Annotated in this window: 12 protein-coding genes; 5 read left to right on the plus strand and 7 right to left on the minus strand. The window is 55.8% G+C overall.

Going from position 1 to position 23245, the window contains the following annotated elements; translation table 11 throughout:
* Positions 1 to 22 precede the first annotated feature (22 nt).
* Positions 23 to 616, minus strand: a complete 594-nt coding sequence (gene hisB / locus Fuma_RS17820; RefSeq protein ID WP_077028385.1) for an imidazoleglycerol-phosphate dehydratase HisB — start codon at positions 614 to 616, stop codon at positions 23 to 25.
* Between the two features lie 337 nt (positions 617 to 953).
* On the opposite strand from hisB, the gene Fuma_RS17825 reads away from it, so the two are divergent.
* Positions 954 to 1553 carry a DUF1559 family PulG-like putative transporter gene (locus tag Fuma_RS17825; RefSeq protein WP_145944235.1) on the plus strand — a complete coding sequence of 200 codons (600 nt, stop codon included), beginning with the start codon at positions 954 to 956 and terminating at the stop codon, positions 1551 to 1553.
* A gap of 120 nt (positions 1554 to 1673) precedes the next feature.
* Here the strand turns inward: Fuma_RS17825 and Fuma_RS17830 are convergent, their stop codons facing one another.
* From Fuma_RS17830 to Fuma_RS17845, 4 genes are all read right to left on the minus strand, one after another.
* The gene (locus tag Fuma_RS17830) at positions 1674 to 3017 is read right to left on the minus strand and encodes a 3-keto-disaccharide hydrolase (protein ID WP_083732134.1); all 1344 of its coding nucleotides are present in this window, start codon (positions 3015 to 3017) and stop codon (positions 1674 to 1676) included.
* A gap of 618 nt (positions 3018 to 3635) precedes the next feature.
* Complete coding sequence (locus Fuma_RS17835) at positions 3636 to 4655, minus strand: DUF1559 domain-containing protein (RefSeq protein WP_077025319.1); 1020 nt, start codon at positions 4653 to 4655, stop codon at positions 3636 to 3638.
* A gap of 365 nt (positions 4656 to 5020) precedes the next feature.
* Positions 5021 to 7420, minus strand: coding sequence for an efflux RND transporter permease subunit (locus Fuma_RS17840; RefSeq protein ID WP_077025320.1), 2400 nt, complete (start codon positions 7418 to 7420; stop codon positions 5021 to 5023).
* Between the two features lie 146 nt (positions 7421 to 7566).
* Positions 7567 to 8766 carry an FG-GAP repeat domain-containing protein gene (locus tag Fuma_RS17845; protein WP_077025321.1) on the minus strand — a complete coding sequence of 400 codons (1200 nt, stop codon included), beginning with the start codon at positions 8764 to 8766 and terminating at the stop codon, positions 7567 to 7569.
* 292 nt (positions 8767 to 9058) lie between these two features.
* On the opposite strand from Fuma_RS17845, the gene Fuma_RS17850 reads away from it, so the two are divergent.
* The 3 genes from Fuma_RS17850 to Fuma_RS17860 all read left to right on the plus strand — a co-directional run bounded on the left by Fuma_RS17850 (position 9059) and on the right by Fuma_RS17860 (position 11450).
* A complete protein-coding gene (locus tag Fuma_RS17850) occupies positions 9059 to 9454 on the plus strand; it encodes a serine hydrolase domain-containing protein (protein WP_077025322.1) in 396 nt (131 codons plus the stop codon).
* Positions 9455 to 9566: 112 nt separating this feature from the next.
* Positions 9567 to 10688 carry an ISAs1 family transposase gene (locus Fuma_RS17855; RefSeq protein WP_077022466.1) on the plus strand — a complete coding sequence of 374 codons (1122 nt, stop codon included), beginning with the start codon at positions 9567 to 9569 and terminating at the stop codon, positions 10686 to 10688.
* Between the two features lie 6 nt (positions 10689 to 10694).
* On the plus strand, positions 10695 to 11450 hold the full coding sequence (locus tag Fuma_RS17860; RefSeq protein WP_077025323.1) for a serine hydrolase domain-containing protein: 756 nt from the start codon (positions 10695 to 10697) through the stop codon (positions 11448 to 11450).
* Between the two features lie 33 nt (positions 11451 to 11483).
* Here Fuma_RS17860 and Fuma_RS17865 read toward each other — a convergent pair whose 3' ends face one another.
* The gene (locus Fuma_RS17865; protein WP_083732135.1) at positions 11484 to 14153 is read right to left on the minus strand and encodes a PAS domain-containing hybrid sensor histidine kinase/response regulator; all 2670 of its coding nucleotides are present in this window, start codon (positions 14151 to 14153) and stop codon (positions 11484 to 11486) included.
* Positions 14154 to 14177: 24 nt separating this feature from the next.
* Positions 14178 to 21911: a cadherin domain-containing protein gene (locus Fuma_RS17870; RefSeq protein WP_077025325.1), complete on the minus strand. Its 7734-nt coding sequence runs from the start codon at positions 21909 to 21911 to the stop codon at positions 14178 to 14180.
* 324 nt (positions 21912 to 22235) lie between these two features.
* On the opposite strand from Fuma_RS17870, the gene Fuma_RS17875 reads away from it, so the two are divergent.
* Positions 22236 to 23192, plus strand: coding sequence for a serine/threonine protein kinase (locus Fuma_RS17875; RefSeq protein WP_158521050.1), 957 nt, complete (start codon positions 22236 to 22238; stop codon positions 23190 to 23192).
* Positions 23193 to 23245: the final 53 nt, after the last annotated feature.

Below are 23245 nucleotides of genomic sequence, written 5' to 3' on the forward strand. Positions count from 1 at the left end.
GGCTGGCTGAACATCGCCTACGTTAACCGGTGAGCGTGCCCTTCGAGGACGGAATGCCGGGCTGTCTTGGGTCGATGGTCACAGCCTGTCGCAACGCTCGCGCGGTCGCTTTGAACACACCTTCCGAAATATGATGGCTGTTCGAACCGTGGTGCAGCACCAAATGGAGATTCATCATCACGTTTGAGGCAACAGCGTTCCAGAATTCCTGTACTAACTCGGTGTCGAACGTCCCAATCTTCTCGGTCGGGAAGGCCACCTTGTACACAAAGGCAAATCGTCCGCTTAGGTCGAGTGCCGACGTGACCAGCGTTTCTTCCATGGGCAACGACAGGCTGCCGTAGCGGTTAATGCCCTTCTTATCGCCAACCGCTTCCGCGATCGCTCGACCAAGGCAGATGCCTACGTCTTCCACTGTGTGGTGATCATCCACATACACATCGCCGGTCGCTTTGACGGTCAGGTCGAACAAGCCATGCCGAGCAAATAACGTGAGCATGTGATCGAAGAAGCCAACCCCGGTCTTAATGTCGTTCTGGCCGGAACCGTCCAGATCGATCTTTAAGTGGATTTGCGTTTCCGCTGTTTCGCGACTGATTTCTGCCGTGCGTGACATGGGCTGCCGGTGTGATTCCTGAAGGTTGTTGCCGAGTTCAAAAAATCGAACTCGTTGCGATAGCGTTCCGGGGCCGTCGCGCAATTTGGGAAGATGAGATTCGTTGACACAGGATTATTCGATACGGATCGCCGCCTGTCCTGGCAAAAGCCGACACTTCCTAAACATAATCCAAAACGGTTTGGATCATTGCGTGAGAGTGGTTCGCTAACCGTCAGAAGCCGTTCGATCGGCAAAGCGACCGGCAGTTCGGCTGTAAGCGGTGCCGAGACCGCAATACGATTTGATCGAACACGCGGACAGCAGATTGAATAACAGTCGACCGGAGGACCGTCCAATGCGCCATCGCCGAGGTATTTCAATTTTGGAAGTGTTTGTGGTGTTAGGCATCCTCTCTCTGCTGCTGGCGCTGCTTCTACCTGCCGTGCAATCGGCTCGCGAACGAGCGCGGGAAGCCGTCTGCAAAAATAACCTGCATCAATTAAATCTTGCAGTCGCTCAGTTTACGGAGGCTCATAAACGCATGCCCGCACCTGCCCCACCCGGGCAGGTTGGAGGCTGGATGGTTGAAATCTTACCCTTCATGGAGCAAGCGAAGCTCAAGGATTCCATTCCGGATGGACTGCCCATCACCAACGCTCCCTCCCAACTGCTCCAACTTCCGCGGCTGTATCGCTGTCCACGCCGCACGACTCTCGACGGCGGTTCCCTGCAATCGATCGAAGTCGCTCACTACGTTCTCGTGCCAGTCTCCGGGCGTGAATCATTTTATCTGTTCGACGCACCGATCAATCTGTACGCCGCGTGGCTTAGCAGTCCGGAACTGCCGTACGACAATGTGATTGCCGCTGAAGGGCCGCATCACGGTGGCTTTCACTTTGCCAGTGGATTTCAACAGGGCGTTGATTTCATGCTCGATGGCAGGAAGGTCCGTTAGCAGGCAAAGCGAATGCCGTCGACAGCGAGCCGCACGGTGCTCACACAACATGAGCATCCGGACGGCTGCTTACTCGACGGCATTGTCAGAAAATCAGATTCGCTTACGAGGCCCTGGCAACTATTCCTTGCCGGCTGTGGCGGGCAATTCTTTGATAGACACGTTACGGAATTCGACGGGATCGTTGTGTCCCGCGAATCCGAAAAAGCCACTCGTGCGTTCACGGCCAGGATGAGGTTTCTCGGCCAGAAACTCTGTCACTTTAGACAGGTCTGCATCCATGATGATGTTGCCATTCAGTTCCACCTTGATGGTGCTGCCGTTGACCGTGACCTGTTGGAAATTCCATTCGCCCGTTTCTCGCAGATAGCCACGGTGAGCGGCCGCCATTCCATACGCACAACCGTGGTACTGCCGATCGTCCAGGCCTGCATACTTTTCGTGTTCGGAATCCAACACCTGCAGTTCGCACATGCCGTTGTACGCCACATCGCCGTCACCGGGTGATCTGATCGCCAATCCGTTGTTACCGCCTGGCGGCAACTTGAATTCCAGACGAACAATGAAGTTGGCGTATTCCTTTTCCGCCAACAACAAGCCACCGTGCCCCGCTTTACAACGAATGGCTCCGTCAACCACTTCGTAGTTTTCCACGGCACCCGTCCAGCCGCTCAGATCTTTACCATTGAATAGAGACTTAAAGGCCTGACTTTCATGCTGGCTCAGATATTGGTTCGCTTCTTCCGGTTTAAACTCACGGACAGCAACGTTCCTCCAGCGGATCTCACCACCGTGAGTCTGCAGTTCAATTGGGCCAGTGAGAAACAGCGGCGACTTGCGGTCCCAGTAGTTTTCCATGATCGCGTTGTCGACCACCAGCATGTCGTTCAACCACACGGTGGTGCGAGCCCCCAGTTGTCGAATGCGAACCTTGTTCCACTCGCCAAACGGTCGGTCAGACAACACAAACGGATCTTTGCCAGGAGCTCCCGCGCTGTTGTTCCACAGGCCACCACTGCCGAGGCTGGATCCGATCCCAAACTTGGATGGATCGGTGTAGTCCCAAATCTGTACCTGCGGCGTGCCTTTTAGATAGATCCCACTGTCTGCTCGTGGAACAGTTTTGTATTCCAGTCGCAGTTCGTAGTCGCCGTAGTCTTTGTCGGTCGTCAGGTAAGCACCATGACCGTCATTGACCAGTTCGCCATTTTCTACAGACCAGTGTTTTTGGGCGTCTTCCGTCCATTCGTTCTTCTTGGCTTCGCGTTCTTCATCCGTCATCGCGGCCAGTTTGCGAGGATCGAAATGCGGCCTGCCGTGCCAGCCGGTCAGATCTTTTCCGTTGAAGATGGCCTGAAAGCCGTCCGGTACTTCGTCGGCGGCAGAAGACATATTGACGTCCGTCAGCGTGAGCAGAACGGGGACGAGCAAGAGAGGCAGGAAGCGGTGACTGAGGGCTGGCATGTGGCAATTGACTCCGAATTGCGGTTGCGATGAGGCGAGAAGCAATGAATCCACAGACTATCTCAAACCGCCCATGCTGCCAAGTAAGTGGATGCCGTGAAATCTGTTATGAGTAACGACAAGTGCGGCTTAGACCGACATTGAACTCAGTGGAAGCCTGGTTCGACAGTCGACGGTCGACGAAAATGACGTACCGCTGGACCGACTAAGACACGGTCAGTGGTTTGAGGCGAAGGCGTCATGCACGGTGATCAGCAAATAGCGCACGAAAAAAGCCGCTGCGACATCAGTCGAAGCGGCTCATCAGCTGCAGAAGTCAAGCATCACTCTTTCGGTCTGCCACCAGCAGCAGGCAGTCCATCGCGCGACGGTGCCACGGGAGGTTCAGTTGACGGATTCTCGGGGATAACGGGATCATTGCCCTGTCCGCAACCAGGTACGCAACTCGCAAATAAAATGGCCAGCAAGGCAAATCGTACAACTCGCATTTTGGATTCCGTGATAAGACTTTGCGACAGAAAAAATCAGGCAGCGACCACTCAAGGTCTGCAGACGACTGGTCGCCCGCTTTACACATTGGAAGCGATCAGTCGGTCATACTGCAGGAAACACCGAGCACTAAAATTCGCCCACTACATTCCCTTCGCCCATAGATGATAAGCTGTGCAACACACCGTTGATCCAGGTATCGTCGATGTTTTCTGAAAGGAAGCGAACTGATCCGTCGCCCATCAAAACCTGGACTCCACCTGTATGAGGGCTGTCCAGCTGATTGTAATCATCGCCAAATCCCCAGCCAGTTGGAAACGCTCCGTTATCAATCCACCAGAAGCTGTAATCTGGACCGCCCGTGACTTCGGTAAACGCGATGGTGTTGCTTGACCCGTCCGTGATATCTCGAAATCTTGACTTCGTGCCGCTTCCGAACAGACCTTTGTAGCGAGAGAAACTGTTATCGAGGTGGCCACCGATTGGGCCGCCCATCGGCAGGTAGTTCGTCTGGCCTATTTCAGGAACATCCCCAAACCAGAACGATGACCCCCAGGTTCCGCTGCTACCTGAGCCACAACCGCCGCCGCTACCATCCGCGTCGGTGCACCACGAGTGCAATCCTGGCAGTTGTCCGGAGTTCGCGATGCCTGGGTCAGACGGACACAGGTACATCGGAAACGTGATTTGAGCATCATCCCAATCAACGTCCCACCAGTTTTGACGACGGTTTTGTGGATCTGGGTTCGGCAGGACGTCATAGCCCTTCCATGATGTGATCTTCTCGTAAAGGTTACCCTGCTCCATGTAGGGCAGCAGCAGTGCGTGAGCACTTATCGATGAATTCTGTTTCGTAATCGAAAGATCCCAGGAATCAAGCTTGGCTGGGCTCGGGCTATCTTCAAATGCGACTTTCGCCGGTGGGAAGTGATTGTAAGTATCGTGGTGGTTGTGAAGAGCTAAGCCGATTTGCTTGAGGTTGTTCTTGCACTGCGTCCGGCGGGCCGCTTCGCGAGCCTGTTGCACGGCAGGCAGCAACAGCGAAATGAGGATCGCAATAATCGCAATCACAACCAAAAGCTCGATTAGGGTGAACCCGCCACGTGGGGCAGGAGCGGGCCGACCGCTTCTTGATTTCGTTCGATTCATCAACATTTTCTCCTCTCGGAAAATCAATAATAACAACAGACCGGGACGATCAACGCGTCCATACTAAGCTGAAAAAACGCGCCACGTAAGTAGTTACTGGCGGATTTGCGGGCATCCGCGACAACTCCGATATTGGTGCAAACAGTCGCTTGCCCGCCGGTTGGCCCACTCGAAAGGCGGATGAACTCTGCCGCTCGCACCAAATCAAAAGAACGCGTTTACCGCTCCTCTACATGTAACACGCAAATTTCGTGCCCAGTCCGCAAAGCAAGGTTTCACGTGCTGTATGCTGCACGGATTGCCTGTTCACTCGGCGATTTGCGCTGTTTTAAGAGCAACGCAGCCTGGTTCACACCGTTGCTGCGCTAGTTGTCGCCTTGCGGCTCGCCCAAATCCGTGGGCGTCTCTGTCTGCACCTGACGGCGGCCGCGTCCGGCAAACAGGTTCAACAGCGCGGGCAGAAGGATGACATCGCCGGGCAGGGCGGAGCACATCGTGATGGCGGTTAACTCTGCAAAGCGGCGAGTCGGGACAAAGTCTGAGAAGATCAGAACACTTAAACCGCTGACAACCAGCACGCTTGTCAGCACGATTGCTCGACCACTGGTATGAAGCGTGTTTCGCACGGCTTCCAGTGGTTCGGCATTGCGGCGCTCGTCGCGGAAGCGAGCCAGAAAATGGATCGTGTCGTCCACAGCAATCCCGAGGCTAATTGCAAAGACCAAAACGTTGCCCGCCGTGAGTTCGTAACCTCGCAGGTGCAGGTAGCCGAGTGTCATCACCAGCGGAAACATGTTCGGCACAGCAGCGATCAGGCCAATCCGTAGCGAACGAAACAGCAGAGTGATCAGCAAAAAGATAACGCCCGAAGCCGTCACCAACGACGTAAATAAATCGCGTACGAAGGCGTCCATGCAAAAGGCGTGCAGGTAGGCGTCGCCCGTGATGGCAAAGGAGATATTTTGTGGTAACTCCTTTTTCAGAATCACATCAACATCAGCGATCAGAGCTTTCATACCCGCACTGCCAACGTCATGAATTCTCATCATCACTCGCGCGGCCGGTTCTTCGCGAGCAAGAAACGAAGACGTCACTTCGGGGTCACCGATTTGGCGCAGAGCCAGTTGGATACGTTTTAGGGACGCACCGATCGCCTCAGAATCACCTTCCAACGTGCGGCCGCGATCAAAGGACGACAGGAACTCAATGTAATCGCGATAGAAGGTAACTCGCTCGTCCAGTCCGATCGCCTCACGAACTTTCGCCAGTGCCAATGCGACTTCCGGTTGAAAGAGTTCTTCGCGCGTGTCGGCCTGCAACTGGATTTCCAGCGAGATCAAGCCGGACATGTGTTCGTCGATTTTCCGAACGGCTTCCATCGTGGGATGGTCACCATCATAGGTTTCAAACATATAAGAATTGACGGGAATGTTCCGAGCACTCCAGACCGTCCACCCGGCAAGCAGCAGATGAAAGGCCACGATAGCCACCGAGTACCGACCAATCATCGTGCCGAAAGTTTTCCACATCGTGTCCAGTCGAGATGTCTTGAGACGGACGTTTTCGGTTGTTGCCGGGACTGTCGAATCTGCTGCAGGCGACGACTTTTTATGGTTATTGTCTGCACGGCGAGCGAGGGCCGAGCCGCAGAGAATGAGTGTCTGTGGGAGCACGAACATCAGACCGAAATAACAGCAGGCCATGCCAGCGGCCGCCTGCACGGCCAGCGATTGAAGCAGTTCGGATCGAGCGACCAGCAGGCTGCCGAAACCGATCCCCGTGGTGGCCAGCGTCAGCAAACAGGTCCTGCTCATTTCCATCATCGTCGTTTTGGCACAGGTCGCGTAGTCGTTTCCGGACTGCCGCACTTCCACCTGAAACCGGCTAAGCACGTGCACGTTGTTCGCCGCGCCGATAATCAGCAGCAGCGCGGGAATCATGTTGCTCATCACAGAAAACATGATGCCGAACCAGCCCATCAGCCCCATCGTCATCACGACAGACGTGAGTGCGGCGACGAGGCACAGCAGCGTCACCTTGAAACTGCGAAAAATGATGAACGACACAACCAGAAACAGTGCACTGCACAGCGGGACCATTTGTGTCTGATCGCGAATGATGCTGTTGATCACATCCACTCGAATCGCGGGCACGCCGGATACAAATGTGTCTGTGTTCGCCGGAGTTGGCAGCCGCGCGATCACATCGGTGATCGCGTTGACTCGCTCTGTCACGGCCGTGATCGAACGAGCGGCCGGGTCGAGGTCGATAAGCGTCATCATCATCTGATTGTCAGAACTGATCAGCGTATCGTTCAACAACGGAAGACGTTCAACACGATCGAGCAGGTAGTCGCGGTCAGAATACAGTTCTTCGCTTAACAAATGTGACCATGTCACTCGATCGTTACCACGTATGTTGATGCGCGGGCGTTCCAGAGTTGCCAGCGAAGTGACGACGCGCACGCCTTCAAGGTCGCGCACTCCGTCGGCCAGATCTTTCATCCAGCGCAGGCAATCTTCTCTTAGCAGCGACTGCTCATCGACAGCTTCCAGCACGACCAGCACGATGCTGTCTTCAAAGCGAAACATCTTCTTGTGTGCTTCGCTGAATTCGACTGAGTTGTCCTCACCGATGTACACCTGCTGCGGCGAAAAATCGATTCGAAGTCGCAGCGCACCCAGGCCGATCAGCAATGTGAACGTTGTCACCGCCAACAGTGTCGACTTAGGTCGTGCGATCAGGAAGTCGAACAGGCGGGACATCAACAGTGCAATATTCTTCGGTTATCACAACGACGCGGCGGGCCGGCACAGAGATGTTCGCAAAGGCACGAGCTGATTCCCAGCATAGAATAGCCACAGAAGCCGATTTTGCAGCCGCCAGTGCGTATCGAAACGGTGGTTACAGATTAACGTGCGTCGCTGGCCGGTTCGCGATTCAAAAACACGAAGCAGCCCAGCTTCGACGCGGTCAGCACATCGACCCGCCCGTCGTTGTTTACATCGGCCGCAGTAATCTGCACTCCAACGCCGGATTTGCTGTCGATTAAGTGTGGCACGAATTTTACGCCACCGTCTTTATCGCGTTGAAGCTGAAACCAGTAGACCACCTGAGCCGCGTTGGGTTCGACGTCGCCCTTTGGTCCATGAGCCCACATGCGTTTTCCGACGATGACGTCTTTCAGTCCGTCGCCATCGATGTCTGCGTGAGCCAGAGCATGTGGCTGGCTGAATGCCGCGCCGAATTCCTTTTCTCGCGATCGGTCATGCATCATTAGGTGCTGAACAAACGGGAACTCGCCAGACGGACGCTGGTTTTCGTACCAGGCCAATCCCCAACCGTGCGCGTCAACGGCGGAGATCACATCGTTGTCGCCGTCCGCATCTACGTCGTCGACGAACATTTGAGCTCCGCCGACTTCGAGCGAAAATTTGCCTCGCGTGAACGGCCAGTTACCAGCCTGCGATTTTTCCGGCTGACGGTACCAGCCATCGTTGACGATCATGTCCAGCCGACCGTCACCATCCACATCGCCGACGCCCTGCCCATGATAGAACTGCGGCCAATCCTCGTTTTCGCCAACCGGAGTGAACTTCCACGGTTCGTACGGCTCCGCAGGATTAGGCTGGATGTAGCCCCAGCGGCCGTCCCAGTGACAAATTAACTGAGGCACGCCATCGCCGTTGAGATCAACCAGTTCCGGCGACTCACCGCGAACGCGTTCAAACACGAAGTGAGACTTCCAAAGCTCATCAGACTCGCCTGGATTTTCGTACCACTTCGCTTCGTGTTTGTGAACTCGGCCAAGGACCAGAACATCCGGCTTTCCGTCGCTGTTAAAGTCGTGAACGAAGGTAAACATCGCGTTGCTGGGACTGTCGGCCATCGGCAGCGCGACGGGTTCATAGATTTCGTGAGCGACTTTGAACTCCGGGCCTTCATACCAGAACGGCCCGGCGGCGATATCCGGATGTCCGTCGGAATTGATGTCGCCGGACGTGATACCGTCGCAATAGTAGCGTTCGGTCAGAACCTGTTTTTCGAAGCTGACATTCGGCTGGAAGAACGACGCACCAGCGAGTAGAGACCAAACGGCAATAGCGTTCATGTTTATTCCTGAAATATTTAAAGCAATCAGCCGTTCAATGTGGGGCAATCGCCAATCAAAGTAAAGTGAGTCGCCCGGTGGGGTTCAAGTTTTGCAAACGCCGCGACGAGTCCAGTTCGCTATTCACCGGCTGTGGCGGATCACAATAGCATTGTCGGTTGACGGAAAAATGTTGCGAAGGAAGAATCGCGTTCGTGAATTCTGCGCAGCTGCAAAATCCCAGCACGCCTGCCGCATTGTGCTCATCGCCAAACGAACGCTCCCTGACAACGCTTACTAAATACAATTACCAATGCCCGCCACCCCGTCACTCATCGCCGAACGAATTCAGCACGTCGCTGAATCGTCCAACATTCAGCAACTGGACGTCTGCTACGGCGGCGCGGCGGATCAGATTGGTGTTCAGTACTCGGCCAAAACAAGTTCAGCGTCATCAGAAACGGACGCCTCTGCCGGCAACCGCCGGTATCTGATCGCGTCGATTACCAAACCGATCGTGGCGATGGCCGCGTTAATGCTGGCGGCGGAAGGTGAGTTCAGTCTGGTGGATCGCATCGATTCACTGTTGCCAATGTTTCGGAAAGCCGCCTTTCGACGCATTAAAGTTCGGCACCTGTTGACTCATACTTCCGGCTTTCCGGACATGCTTCCCGCCAATACGGAACTGCGGGCCGCTCATGCGCCGTAGGCGGATTGCGCGACATTGGATAAGATGGTATAGATGGCAACCTTCAGTGTCAGTGTGATGTTTCACGCTGCTATGTGTGCTGAAATGTTTGAGCCGCGAAAGGATTCCTGCCATGCCTTTGTCCACCAGTTTTGTCGATCATTTCTCTGATGTTACGGATCCAAGGCGCGGTGAGCCGGTCTATCCGCTTCAAAATATTCTGTTCATTGCAGTCTGTGCTGTGATCAGTGGCGCGGATGATTTTGTCGCGATTGCGAAGTTTGGCAGAACGAAACGAGATTGGTTTGCGAAGTATCTCGATCTGTCCGCAGGGATTCCGTCGCACGATCGTTTCAACGCCATCCTCGCTCTGATTCGTCCTGCAGAATTTGAAAAGTGCTTACTGAATTGGATCACTTCTCTGCAGAAAATCAGTGACGGACAAATCATCGCGATCGATGGTAAGACACTCCGTCGCAGCTATGACAAAGCCAGTGGCAAGTCGGCCATCCACATGGTCAGTGCATGGGCCACAGCCAATCATATCAGTCTCGGGCAAGTCGTCGTCGATGCGAAGAGTAATGAGATTACGGCGATTCCCAAACTGCTGGAATTGATCGAGGTTTCCGGTGCTTTAGTGACGATTGACGCCATGGGTTGCCAAACGGAAATCGCGTCGAAGATTGTCGACGCAGAGGCGGACTATTGTCTTGCCGCGAAAGGCAATCAGCCCACGCTACACGCAGGTCTTGTCGCGTTCTTCGCCGACCATTTGGAAGATGACTTTGCACGCTGTCCGGTGCGACGATTTGAAACGAAAGAAAACACCGGCGGCCGCGAAGATTTGCGACAGTATCTGATCTGTCGTGCGCCGGAGGATCTTCCGGACGCACATCGCTGGAAGAACCTGAAGGCGATCGGGATCGCGATCAACAACACTCTCCGCGACGGCAAAATGTGCATCGGCATCCGCTATTACATTTTAAGCCGTTATGTCTCCGGCCGTCGTTTCGCCGAAGCTGTGCGGAGCCATTGGGGTGTCGAGAACAATTTGCATTGGCAACTGGACGTCACTTTCCAGGAAGATCAATCGAGGATCCGTAAAGGCCACGCAGACATGAACTTCAGCATCCTTCGCCGCACGGCGTTGAGTCTTCTGAAAAACGAATCCACAGCCAAGGTGGGGATCAAAAACAAAAGACTCAATGCTGCCTGGGATGAGACATACCTCGCGAAAGTCCTGTTCGGCAAATGACTTAACGTGCAATCCCCCTGTCATGCGCCGCTTGACGACTTTCTGCGACACGCAGCCGACGTGCCACTCGATTTTTCGACGGCAACGGACTGCCGATATTCGAGTGTCGGGTTTTTGCTGTTGGGAGCGATCGTTGAAAAGGCAACCGGATTGCCGCTGCCAGAAATTCTGCGGCGAGAGTTCTTTGGTCCTTTACGAATGCAGGATACATGGCTGGGCGTCCCGGAAAATCGAGCGGACGAACTACTACCAACGGTGCTGCCGTCCATCCTTCCCGCGTGGCAGGCAGAGCCCGACACCGGCGAGGACGCTGTTGAAAGTGGCAACGACTGGGGCTGGAACAGCCGCTATTGGCGCACTCTGGGAGCACCGTGGGGCGGCATGATTTCTTCCGCCGGCGATCTGGGACGGTACGCCGCCATGATGCTAAGCGGAGGTTTCAGCGACGCGGGAGAACGCATTCTGCCGAACGCCGTCGTGCAGGCAGCGATGGCAAATCAGACCGGCGAATTGGCGGCGCAGGCAGACTTCGTCGGCGCGGCGCGAGCGTGGGGGCTTGGTTGGCGGCAAAACTGGCCCGGACATTCGGCTTCGTTTGGCGATTTCCTTTCGCCCACTGCCTTTGGTCATTGGGGAGCCACCGGAACCACGATGTGGATGGATCCGGCGAGTCAGCAGTTCGCCGCCATCCTGACCACGACGCCGTACGAAGAAAGCTGCTCAGCGATTCAACGCGTATCCAACATCGTGACGGTGTTGTAACGACGGACGTTGCAATGAGGATTGCGGACGCAGTCAGACGGGGCACTCTGTGAGCCCGCGAACGTGGATCTGCGACGCGATCTTTGTGATTTCCAACAGCTCCTCCGACATACCGGTCGTCACTTTGTCGGCGGCAAGCTGGTGCAGGCGTTGAGCCGGGCCGGTGAACGCAGGGAAGCCGACCGTGCCGCCCGTACCCTTCAGCTTGTGCGACAGATCCAGAATCCTGGTGAAGTCCTCCTGTTCGATGGCGTCAGAAATCTGCCCCAACGTCTGAGGCAATGACTGCACGAACTGCACAACGATTTCGAAGAACTCAGGGATCTCAAGTGGAAGCGTCGATTCAACAGGCGGCAACGCAGCTGCAGGTCGCTCCGGCTGATATTCTTCGTCACGGTCGCTGAAGTGTGCCGACGGTGAAGCAGTGGCTTCTGGTAACTCGGCAAGCATTTCGTCGATAGGCGTCACTTCCGCAATCGGCTCCACAGCACACAGCGAGTGGGTGCTCGGTTCATCAGTGCTTAGCAACGAAGGACTATCTTCCTCTATTGGCGTTTCGTCGAGCGGTAGAATCTCGGCCAGCGTGGCTAACAGCTTGTCGATGTCGATAGGTTTGGTCAAAAACCCCGAACAACCAGCCTCAGTACAGCGATCGCGGTCCGACTGCATCACGTTGGCCGTAAGCGCCATAATTGGCGCCTCGATACCGGCGGCGCGCAGTTTTCTGGTGGCCGTAAAACCGTCCATCACCGGCATCTGCATGTCCATCAGCAGCAGGTCGAAGTCTCCGCCGCTCGCCTTTTCGACGGCTTGCAAACCGTTTTCCGCCTGGTCGACGATCAGCCCGGATTTCGTCAGCACGAGGCTAACCAGCTGACGGTTGGCAGGCGTGTCGTCGGTAACGAGCACTCGCGACGGCTGAAAGCGAATGGTCAGCCCCGACTGCTGACCAGGTTGGTTCAATCGTGCAGTCTGCTGAACGGCGGTTTCATGATCGATCAAGACAACGTCAGCAAGCTCACCCGGCGAAACGGTAAACGAGAACGTGCTGCCTACGCCCGGCTGACTTTCGACGGCGATGTTCCCGCCCAACGCCTCCGTTAAGCGTTTGCTGATGGCCAGCCCCAGACCGGTGCCACCAAATCGTCGAGTAACCGAACTGTCGGCCTGCACAAATTCCTGAAAGATCTTCCCACACTGTTCGCTGGTCATCCCCACACCGGTATCGGTCACTCGAAACCGCACGCGAGGCTGACCGGCTTCGACAACGGTGTCGGCCACCAGACGCACACCGCCGGTTTCCGTGAACTTGACCGCGTTGCCAACCAGGTTCATCAAAACCTGACGCAGCCGCGTGGGATCAGATTCGATGGTCGATGGAATCTGACCTTCGATCACGTGATCCAGTGTGATGCCCTGCTCGACAGCTTTCATCTTCATCACGCTGACAACTTCGGTCATCAGTTCCCACGGATTGCACGGACGAATTTCCAGTTCCATGCGGCCGGATTCGATCTTGGACAAGTCCAGAATGTCGTTGATCAGACCAACAAGGTGAGTCCCGCTGGCGTGGATCGTGTTGAGGTATTCTCGCCGAGTAACTTCATCGTCTTCCATGCCGCGGCGCAAAATGTCGGTGAAGCCCACGATGGCGTTCATCGGGTTACGAATTTCATGGCTCATGTTCGCCAGAAAACTACTCTTGGCTTCGTTGGCCGCTTCGGCTTCGTCCTTGGCTTCGCGCAGTTCGATCTTATTTTTCTCAAGCACGGTGACCTCGTCGAATGTCACCATGACGCCGCGGTTTTCGCCGTTGTTGCCCGCAAGCGGAGAACAGTTGACTCGCAGAATCCGCGCCGGACCACCGCCGTCGTTGCACAATTGCATCATGACGTTGGAAACGGATTCCTGCGTCGCCAGCGTGTTCGCCCACGGCATGCTGCCTTCGTCGCCGTCATTTTCGATGAGTCGAAAATTCAGTGCGGACGCTTTCTCTCCGATCAGTTTGTCGGTGTCATGCCCGGTCAACTTTTCCATCGCGCTGTTGGCCAGCAGGACGCGATCGTTCAGCCCGACAATCATTAGACCTTCCGACAGAATGTCCAGGGCTTCTCGCACGCGCCGCGGGATGGCGTGCGATGGGTCCAGGTTCTTGAGGACCATGGTCAGAAACCAGCGGAACGAAAAGAACGCGACGGGACCGCAGAACACAAGCAACGTAGTCATGCGCGACTGGAACTGCCCGAATCGCCCCGCCGGACGCAGTGGTTCGAACGCGACTTCGATACGGCCCCAGTTGTCCTGTCGCTGAGCAGACAGGGTCACGTGCATAAATCGTTCAGTTGAATGTTCGCCAAAATCAGCGGGCCAGGTTTCATTGTGCGGCCCGGCCTGGAGGATTAGCTGACCGTCATTCGTGCGGACTCCGGCGGACAGAAGCTGTTTGTGTCGGTTGACCAGAAGTTCCATCACGCCCTGCAGCTTTTGCAGTTGCCCTGCTTCAATAATCGGCGCACTGCTGAAAGCCAGCGATTCCACAATTTGAACGCGATTCGCGGTCACGATCCGTTCTTCATCGGGGATGAGCTTCAGATAGTTGGCGGCCATCAAAATGCCCAGCATCGAGCACACCAGGCCAAGCGTGATTCGCGTGGCGGCGGTGAAGCGGAACATGGCAGGGAGTTTTAACTTGAGGTTTGGCATTGTTATTTTCAGGCTCGTGGCCGGCTATTCGTTCTTCTTTTTGTCGCCGGCATTTTGACGGTCGACGATATCCTGCAGCGAGTCGCCTTCCTCGCCGCCGCCAACGCCGTCCATGACCAACAGCGGGTCAAACCATGTCCAGACTGGCAACTGACTTAACAGCCCCAGGGCCAGCATCCCGGTGCGCATTGCAGTCAGGACAGAACCGATCACAATCGATGTCCCCGCGACCGCCACCGTGCTGGTTGTGATGTCGTTAAAGGTGTATTCAGAATCCAGTTTGTCTTCAAAACCGGTCACGTGGTGCACAGTGCCTCGCAGTTCGGCAAAGCGTTCGTACCCAAACAGCTGAGTGTCAACCGACGTGACCAGGCCCTTCGGGTCACCGCCGTTAAGCAGCCATAGTTCTCGAGCTTGCTGTTCCAACGACTTCAGCGCCGAGTTTTCAACGCGATCCGAGCCTTCCGCAGCCACTGCGACCGTCAGGTCAAAGCCAAACTCGTATTGAGTTTCTCCCGCCAGCGTCGCCTGAAATGCAGCAAATGCATCTGTGTCGTCGTCCTCGCCCACCACAACCTGCGGGACTTCGTCATTGTCATCGTCATCAGTGAAGTTCGGCGCGGTCGCCGTTGGCGTTGTGCCATCTGGTGATTCTGATCCGTCAGACGCATTCGCGTCATCACCGGAATTGGTTTCATCGCCCGCCGTGGGCTGTGACGCTCCGTCCTGTGGCATCGTACCGGTGTCGGTGGATGGAGCAGGTACCGTGACCGGGGCCTGCACAATTACAGTTCGGGCAGTGCTGTTGCCACTGCCGTCAGAGACGTAGAACCGAAACGAGTCTGAACCGGTGAATTCAGTATTGGCCTGGTACGTAAACGATCCGTCGGCCTGAACCGTCAGCGTTCCCTGACTCGGCATCGTATCAAGTACGACTGTGAGCGCGTCACCTTCGACATCAGTGACCCCCGCCAGCAATCCGGGAGAGGACACGAGGACTGATTCACCGGTGCCCAGGTCGTAGCGATGATTCACCGGTGACGAAAACACGGGCACATCATTGACGGGAAGAACTGTCACATCAAAAGTGGTAGAAGCCGAAGCGATTCCGTCTGAAACCGTGACCGTGATCGTAGCTGGCCCACCGAAAGCATTCGCCTGCGGCGCAAACTGAACCTGCCGAGTTCCTCCGCTGTTTCTGACGACGATGTTGGAATCTGAAATCAGGCTCTGGTTGCTGGACGTCGCAGTGACATTTAAAGCGGAATCAGATGTATCGATGTCGCTAACCGTGAAGTTGGCAGATGCGGTCAACGTATCTTCAGTGGTGACAATGTCCGGAATGGAAGCAATCGTCGGCGCGTCGTTGACCGGAGTCACCGTGACATCAAAGTTGGTCGTGGTGATTGAACTTCCATCTGATACAGAAATGGTAATCGTGGCGGTCCCCACGGCGTTGGTGACGGGCGACAAGCTAACACTGCGGTTCGCCCCGGTTCCGGTTATGGTGATGTCCGCGTCGGCGATGACGCTCTGGTCATTCGATGATGCAGTGACAATCAGGCTATTTACTGCCGAGTCGTTGTCGCCAACGGTAAAGTTAATCGGCCCCAGCGGAGCATCTTCCGTCGTTGATGCATCGGCAATCGCGGACACGGTGGGTTCGTCGTTGGCCGGCGAAACCGACAGTGTTACCGTTGCGGTCGCAATGCCTCCGAAGCCGTCCGAAATCTGGTACGTAAATGAATCATTCGTGGTCTCGCTGCCGTTGTGCGTGTAGCTGAATGATCCATCCGCGTTTAGTGTGAACGCGGATGCGAACGCCGGGCTGCTGATCAAAGTGACGGCCAGCGGGTTGCCATCGACGTCGCTGTCGTTGTTGATCACGCCCAGCAATGCGGACGCATTCAATGAGTTGCCTTCGGTGACCGAATAGCTGTCATCCTGAGCAACCGGCGTTTCATTCTGGTTAGTCACCCCAATAAAGATCGTCTGCGTGGATGACGTATTGGTTCCGTCGGATACGGTCAGGCTTAGCGTGTAGCTGGTCGTCGTTTCGAAGTCGAGGTTGCTGTTGTCCGTGACGGTAATCTCACCCGTGCTGCTGTTGATCCCGAAAATACCGTCCGTGTTTCCGCCGGTAATCGTCCAACCGCTGAAGGTAGTTCCGGCTTCACGGTCCGTGGCAACGGCGGTGCCGAGTGACGCACCATTGGCCGCGGCTTCACTCACGCTAAAGGACTGACCGTCCGCGATTACCGGCGCACTGTCGTTCACGTCTGTTACTGTAATCGCCACTGTCTGCGACGACGACGTATTGATTCCGTCGGATACGGTCAGGCTCAGTGTGTAGGTCGCCGCCGATTCGAAGTCGAGATTGCTGTTGTCCGCGACGGTGATTTCGCCCGTGCTGCTGTCGATCGCGAAAATGCCGGCCGTATTGCCGCCCGTGATCGTCCAACCGCTAAAGGTGGTTCCGGCATCTGGGTCAGTCGCCGTAACCGTACCCAGCGACGTGCCATCGGGCGCAGCTTCACTAACACTAAAAGTGTGGCCAGCCGTAATCACCGGAGCACTATCGTTGGCAGCCGTAACCCCAATGCCCACCGTTTGCACAGTCGACGTATTGGCCCCGTCGGATACGGAAAGGCTTAGCGTGTAACTGGTCGTCGTTTCGAAGTCGAGGTTGCTGTTGTCCGCGACAGTGATCTCACCCGTGCTGCTATTGATCGAGAAAATGTTGTCTGTGTTGCCGCCTGTGATTGTCCAATTGCTGAAGGTGGTGCCGGCATCAGCATCCGTAGCCGCCACCGTTCCCAGCGAAGTCCCATTCAACGCCGATTCACTCACGCTGAAGGTCTGACCGCCCGTGATCGCCGGCGTGTTGTCATTGGCGGCCGTGATGCCAATTGCAACGGTCTGGCTGGATGATGAATTCGTTCCATCCGAGACTGTCAGGCTCAGCGTGTAACTGGTCGTCGTTTCGAAATCGAGGTTGCTATCATCGGCGATGGTGATTTCGCCTGTGTTGCTGTTGATCCCGAAGATGCCGTCCGCGTTGCCGCCTGTGATTGTCCAGCTGCTGAAGGTGGTGCCGGCATCAGCATCACTCGCGACCACAGTCCCCAGCGACGCACCGGTCACCGCCGCTTCGCTCACGCTGAAAGTCTGACCGCTCGGGATCACCGGCGCACTGTCGTTCACATCTGTTACGGTAATCGCGACTGTCTGCGACGACGACGTGTTGCTTCCGTCGGATACGGTCAGGCTTAATGTGTAGCTGGTCGTCGTTTCGAAGTCGAGGTTGCTGTTGTCCGCGACAGTGATTGCGCCCGTACTGCTATTGATCGCAAATATTCCGTCCGCATTGCCGCTGGTGATCGTCCAACTGCTGAAGGTGGTTCCGGCATCAGCATCCGTAACGGCCACCATACCCAATGATGCGCCATTGCCTGCCGCTTCACTCACACTGAAAGTCTGGCCGCCTGTGATCACCGGTGTGCTGTCGTTCACATCCGTCACGGTAATCGCCACTGTCTGCGACGACGACGTATTGGCCCCGTCGGATACGGTCAGACTCAGCGTGTAGCTGGTCGTCGTTTCGAAATCGAGGTTGCTGTTATCGGCAACGGTAATCTCGCCCGTGCTGCTGTTGATCGCGAAAATGCCGTCCACATTACCACCAGTGATCGTCCAGTTGCTAAACGTGGTTCCGGCATCAGCATCCGTGGCCGCCGCCGTTCCCAGCGATGTGCCATTTGACGCCACTTCGCTCACGTTGAAGGTCTGACCGCCGGTGATCACCGGTGCATTGTTGTTTAAGCCGGTGACGGTAATTGAGACTGTTGCCGTATCAGAGTTGCCGCCGTTTGTGGCGGTGTAGCTAAACGTGTCAACTCCCGTAAAGCCACTTTGCGGTGTGTAAGTAAACGACCCATTGCCGTTCAGGGTGACGTCGCCAATTGTGGCAGATGTGTCCAGGTTTGATGCGGTCAACGTGCTTGCTGCAGCAGTTGCAGTAGATTCGTAATTGGTATGGATGCTGCCGGACGGCAATGCCGATTCGTACAACCGAACGGCTGCGATTTCGCCCTGAAAGTTTGAGGTATTCGACGTCGCTGTCTCACCATTCACCGCCCCCAGTCCGCTGGCGTCCGCATTTGCCCAAGAAGTCAGTCCAGCGACATCCATAACGGAATCGACGAGGTGCCCATTCACATACAGATAGACGTCTGGCACAGCCGACGCATTGTCGATAACTGCCATCACCTGAATGAATTCGTCCGCGGCAATCTCAGTTGCCAGGTCGTATGTTGCCAGAGCCGTCGTGCTGCCTTTCTGAACCAGTAATTCCAGCGTGGCCCCATTCAGCGACAAGGACGTCCCCTGTCCGTTTCCACCTGTTTCGAAAATGATTTCCTGCCCGATGGCATCGGTCGGGTTGAACCAGATCTCAAAACTGGCCGGATCGTCGGTGGGGTTTCCGGCGATATCGGCATAGGCCGCTGTTGTTCCGCCGCCCGTGCCATCGAAGACCCATGCCGCCTGAATATTGCTGAGTGATGTCGTTGGGGAAGTTGTGTAGGTAACGCCACCACCACTGAAGTCCCAGTCATAACCGTTGGTTCCGGTACCGCTACTCCAAACATTGTCCCCATCGTTGTCGGTCGCAGCTGTGTACCCCAATGTATTGCCAGCCGTCGCTGCGGGCCCCTGAGCATCGTTCAACAGGACTCCGGCAGCGGAGATGTTTAGCGACACGTCTTCCATGGTTGAATAGGTGTCATCACTAGCTGTGACGGCCAGGTCGTATCGCAGTTGGTGAACAACAGGGCCAGTGCTTTCCACCGGCCCGTCGCCACTCCACAAAACCAGGATATCGTCGATGTTCCGCATCGCGACCGATGTATCCTGTTGATTGCCGTTCACATTCACGTTAACGATCTGTCGAGCCTGTAGGGCCGCTTGAGAGGGATCAAAGCGGCGAATGAACACGGCGCTGCCATCCCCATCTCCATTGTCTGTCCCTTCAAACACGATCGCAAAGTTGCCCGCATCATCCATGGCGATTGACGGGGACGTGTGATCGATGCCAGCCCCGGCGCTGACATTCACGTACTCGATGCCCCCTGTAATATTGTTGCCATCGTGATCGAATTTAGCGGCCCAGACACCTGCGTTAACACCGGCAATTCCACTTGATCGATATGTCACCACAGAATTGCCGGAAGCATCCATTGCCACTGCCGGCCTTGTGTCATTAGAGAGGGCACTGCCAAGCATCACGTCATTGTGTGTCGCTAAACCATCAGCATCGAAGTGCCTCACATAAGTGCTGCCGCTGCGTTCGTGCGCAATCACGAATTGTCCGGCGTCGTTCATGGCCACAGCCGCATTGGTCTGAGCCCCACCGTCCGTTGCAGCGGTTGTCACGTCCGCAACATCTTTGGCGGTGCCGTCTGCGTTGAATCGCCGATGGAACACATCGCTATTCAGCGGACCATCACCTTCCCACGCGATAACGAATTCGCCCGTCGCACCACTCATTGCAATGACGGAATCTTTTTGGGTTCCCGTATTTGCCGAGTTGGCTCGTATCTCGTTTGAGAGTGCTGTTCCGTTCGCGGCGAAGCGACGGAAGTACACACTAGCTGCCGTGCCGTCCTGGTTCAGACTGGTCCACGTGACGATAAAATTGCCCGCGTCATCGGACGCGACTCTGGCCCATTTCTGGTCGTCGGCCATGATTTGGTTGACCAGGATTTCGTCGGTCGTCGCATTACCGCCTGCGTCAAAACGCTGAGCGAACACGCCCCAGCCGCTGCCATCATGTCCGAGGCCTGACCAGGTCTTCACGTAACTGCCGTCAGCCGCCACCGCAATCGCATTTTGACTGCCTCGATCTTCCGCTGCTGATGACCGCGTGGTCCCCGCGACGACTTCAAAAGCACCGATGTCCGGATTCGCATCACGCGTGACCCCACGTTGATCAACGGTGGGCGCACCGGTTGTGGTTCCATTGTTGATCGCTGTGCTGCCAGTTTGAAGCATGTAAGCTGAGGTCTGCCCGCCATTCGACGTCAAAGTCGAACGGATCAGCGGATCAACGCCAATCTGATCCCCGGTCCCTGCAAGTCCGGCACTGCCATCACTGTCTATGTTGAACCCACCGGAATTAAGCGCCCTGTTTACATTCTGCGATGTCGGACTGTGCACAATGGTATTAGTGATCGTGACTTCGCCACCGTCCTTATCGAAAATGCCTCCACCGTCGGGGGCAACGTTATAAGCGATCGTGGAGTTGACAATGGTGATCTCTTTGTCCGTCCAAATGCCGCCGCCTTCCGAAGCTGCCGTGTTGTTGCCGATCGTAACATTGATCACGGCACCTCCGTCTGCACCGTGAAAGTAAATCCCCGCCCCTTTGTCCGCTGAGTTGCCGGCAATCAGAACTCGATCAAGATTCAGGGTTCCATGAACGTGGATCGCTCCGCCGTCGCCAGACTGGCCGTTGTTATTTATGACGGCGGAATCCGTCAGGTTTAGAGTGCTTGAGTCGTCGACAAAGATTCCTGCCCCGTTGTTTGATGCAATCCCGTTTTGAATGGTGACCCCGGATATAGTGACAACAGTCGAATTATTCTGCACGTGAAAGACCCGGTCGAAGGCATTGCCGTCAATGATGGTCGATCCAGCACCACCGCCGATTACAGTGACACTCTCCAGGATGTCCAGGTCTCCCTCGTTGCCGTTGTCGTCGCCCGCTGAACCAAGCGACAATGTGTAGGTGCCGTTGCCCAGCAGAATCGTGTCACCACCGCTGCCCGAATTGGCCTGCAAGATCGCTTCTCGCAGCGAAGTAACGCCATCACCGCCATCGATGGTATCGTCAGTCGTATCAACGGTGATCGTCGCCAGTTTGCCTTCCCAGTTCGCCTGGAGATCGGCAGTAAAGGCGACTGACGTTTCGATTTCGCCGATCGCATATTCCAGATCCCAGTCGCCACCGTATTTGGCGTGGCCCGTGTCGTCATCACTGGCTGCGACGTCGGTCCCCAACAGCGTGTTCAGGGATTCCGTCAGAGCGATCCCCTTATCTGACGCAGCCAGATCGCAGCCATAAATCAGCAGGTCCGCTCCTTCGGTCAATGAATGCTGCCATGTGACCAGTTCTGCCGCGTGACGGGAGATATTCTTTTGGCTTAGTACGCTGGTGCCGAGGAGTATTTCGCCGTCTTCACCGTGTGACACCAGATGGATGGCGGACACTCCGCTTCGCTCACCCAAAGCGTCCGTGATCTGGCTAATTCCGTCGCGGCGAGGATCCAGAACAAGAATCTCGAAGTTACGGTCCATTTGCGACGTCAGGTCGGCCACGAGCTGTTCGTGATCGTTGGCCGACGGATCGATGACCACCAACTCCACACTGTGTTGAGCTTCCACGCTGTGTTGAGCGGCCGTGTCGTGCGGAGCAGTTTCTTCGCTTTGCTGCGCGTCTTCGCTGTGTGAGTGAGGACCAGCCACTGCGACTTCTTCAGCCGCCGGAGCATCACCTTCCTGCGCGTCAACAACATCCACCGGTTCCGCCACCACGGCCGCTGGCGAAGCACTCATAAGAATGCGTTGCTCGAGCTGCACCAACTGCGGCAGGTGCATTGCTTCCGTCGGATCGTCACGTAACCCGCTCCGTACCGCGCTGAGTGCTTCGTCCAGCAGCAGACGCGTTTTCTTTCGCAGGTTGTTGTAGTGAAGAGTCATAGGTGGGCATTTCGAGATTATTCAACTCTAAAACCTAAACCATGCGACTCCCCTGCGCCCGACTTTTTGCCACGTATTCCCCAAGCCACATACCGAAACATTTGCCCAAGTCGGAACAAGTAGACTAACCAGCAGCCGCGACCCTGACGCCAATTGAAAGCAACGGCTGGCGTGAAACCATTGCCCCCCACACACGTGAAAGATTAGTACTAGCCCGCAAAATCGGAGAATCCGTCGTCAGCGACTGGCATCGGGATACGGAAGTGGCTTCGATATATCCACACAGCGCGTGATATGGCTGTGATCAGGAACGGAGGCCAGTCGATGGATGTGAATTCACGGTCGAAAAAACAGCAACGACGGATCGGCAAATATGTTCTTCTCGAACGCCTGGGTTTCGGCGGCATGAGCCGTGTGTTTTCTGCAATTGCCGACGACACGCAAGGCAAAGTTGCACTGAAGATCACGCCAGTTGATAACAACAGCGATGTTGAATTTATCGACTTCCAGCGTGAAGTGGCGATCGGCCGTCGTCTGCAACACCCACACGTTGTCTCTGCGATCGAGTGCGGCTGCTGTGATGGACGCCTGTTCCTGGCGATGCCAATCGTGGAAGGAGCCACACTGTCGAATATGACTCGCCTGCGAGACCCGTTACGAAAGCCAGCGTCGCAGCGTTCGCGTGTTTTCGATGACGAATGGGCGCTACCGTGGGTCGAAGGCAACTGGCCACACCTGGCTCGCATCGCCGCACAGCTATCAAGTGCGTTGGCCGCCTGTCATGCGGCTGGGGTAATCCATCGCGACATCAAACCGAGCAACATCCTGATGGACCGCGACGGCGATGTGTTCCTGGCAGACTTCGGGTTAGCCGTGATGCACGGACAGCCGTCACGTTTCGAGGTGACAAACAAAGACGGAACTGCTCGTTACCTACCACCAGAAGTATTCAGTAAACAGCGCGATGGACGCAGCGACATTTATTCGCTGGGCCTGACATTGCATGAACTCGCGACTGGACGCAAACCGTGGGGCAATATTCACCACGAAGTCATTCGAGCCACCCGAACAGAATTTCGTGTGCCATCCGTTCGCAGTATTCGACCTGAGGTACCGATAGAACTGGCTGCGTGTATCGACCAGGCCGCTGCGGACAAACCGGGGCGGCGCTTCCAGACGGCGGATGCGATGCAACAGGCATTTCTGGCCGCGGCGAGCCGCATGCCATCCGACCGACTTGTGGCGCCGATCAAAATCGCCAGCAAGTCGATTGCTCGCTAATCGCGAGCTTCAACGCCACGGCACATTTCGATCCCGCTGCGCACGGTTCGCCC

Origin of the sequence: Fuerstiella marisgermanici, assembly GCF_001983935.1 — a bacterium.
Classification (GTDB): Bacteria; Planctomycetota; Planctomycetia; order Planctomycetales; family Planctomycetaceae; genus Fuerstiella; species Fuerstiella marisgermanici.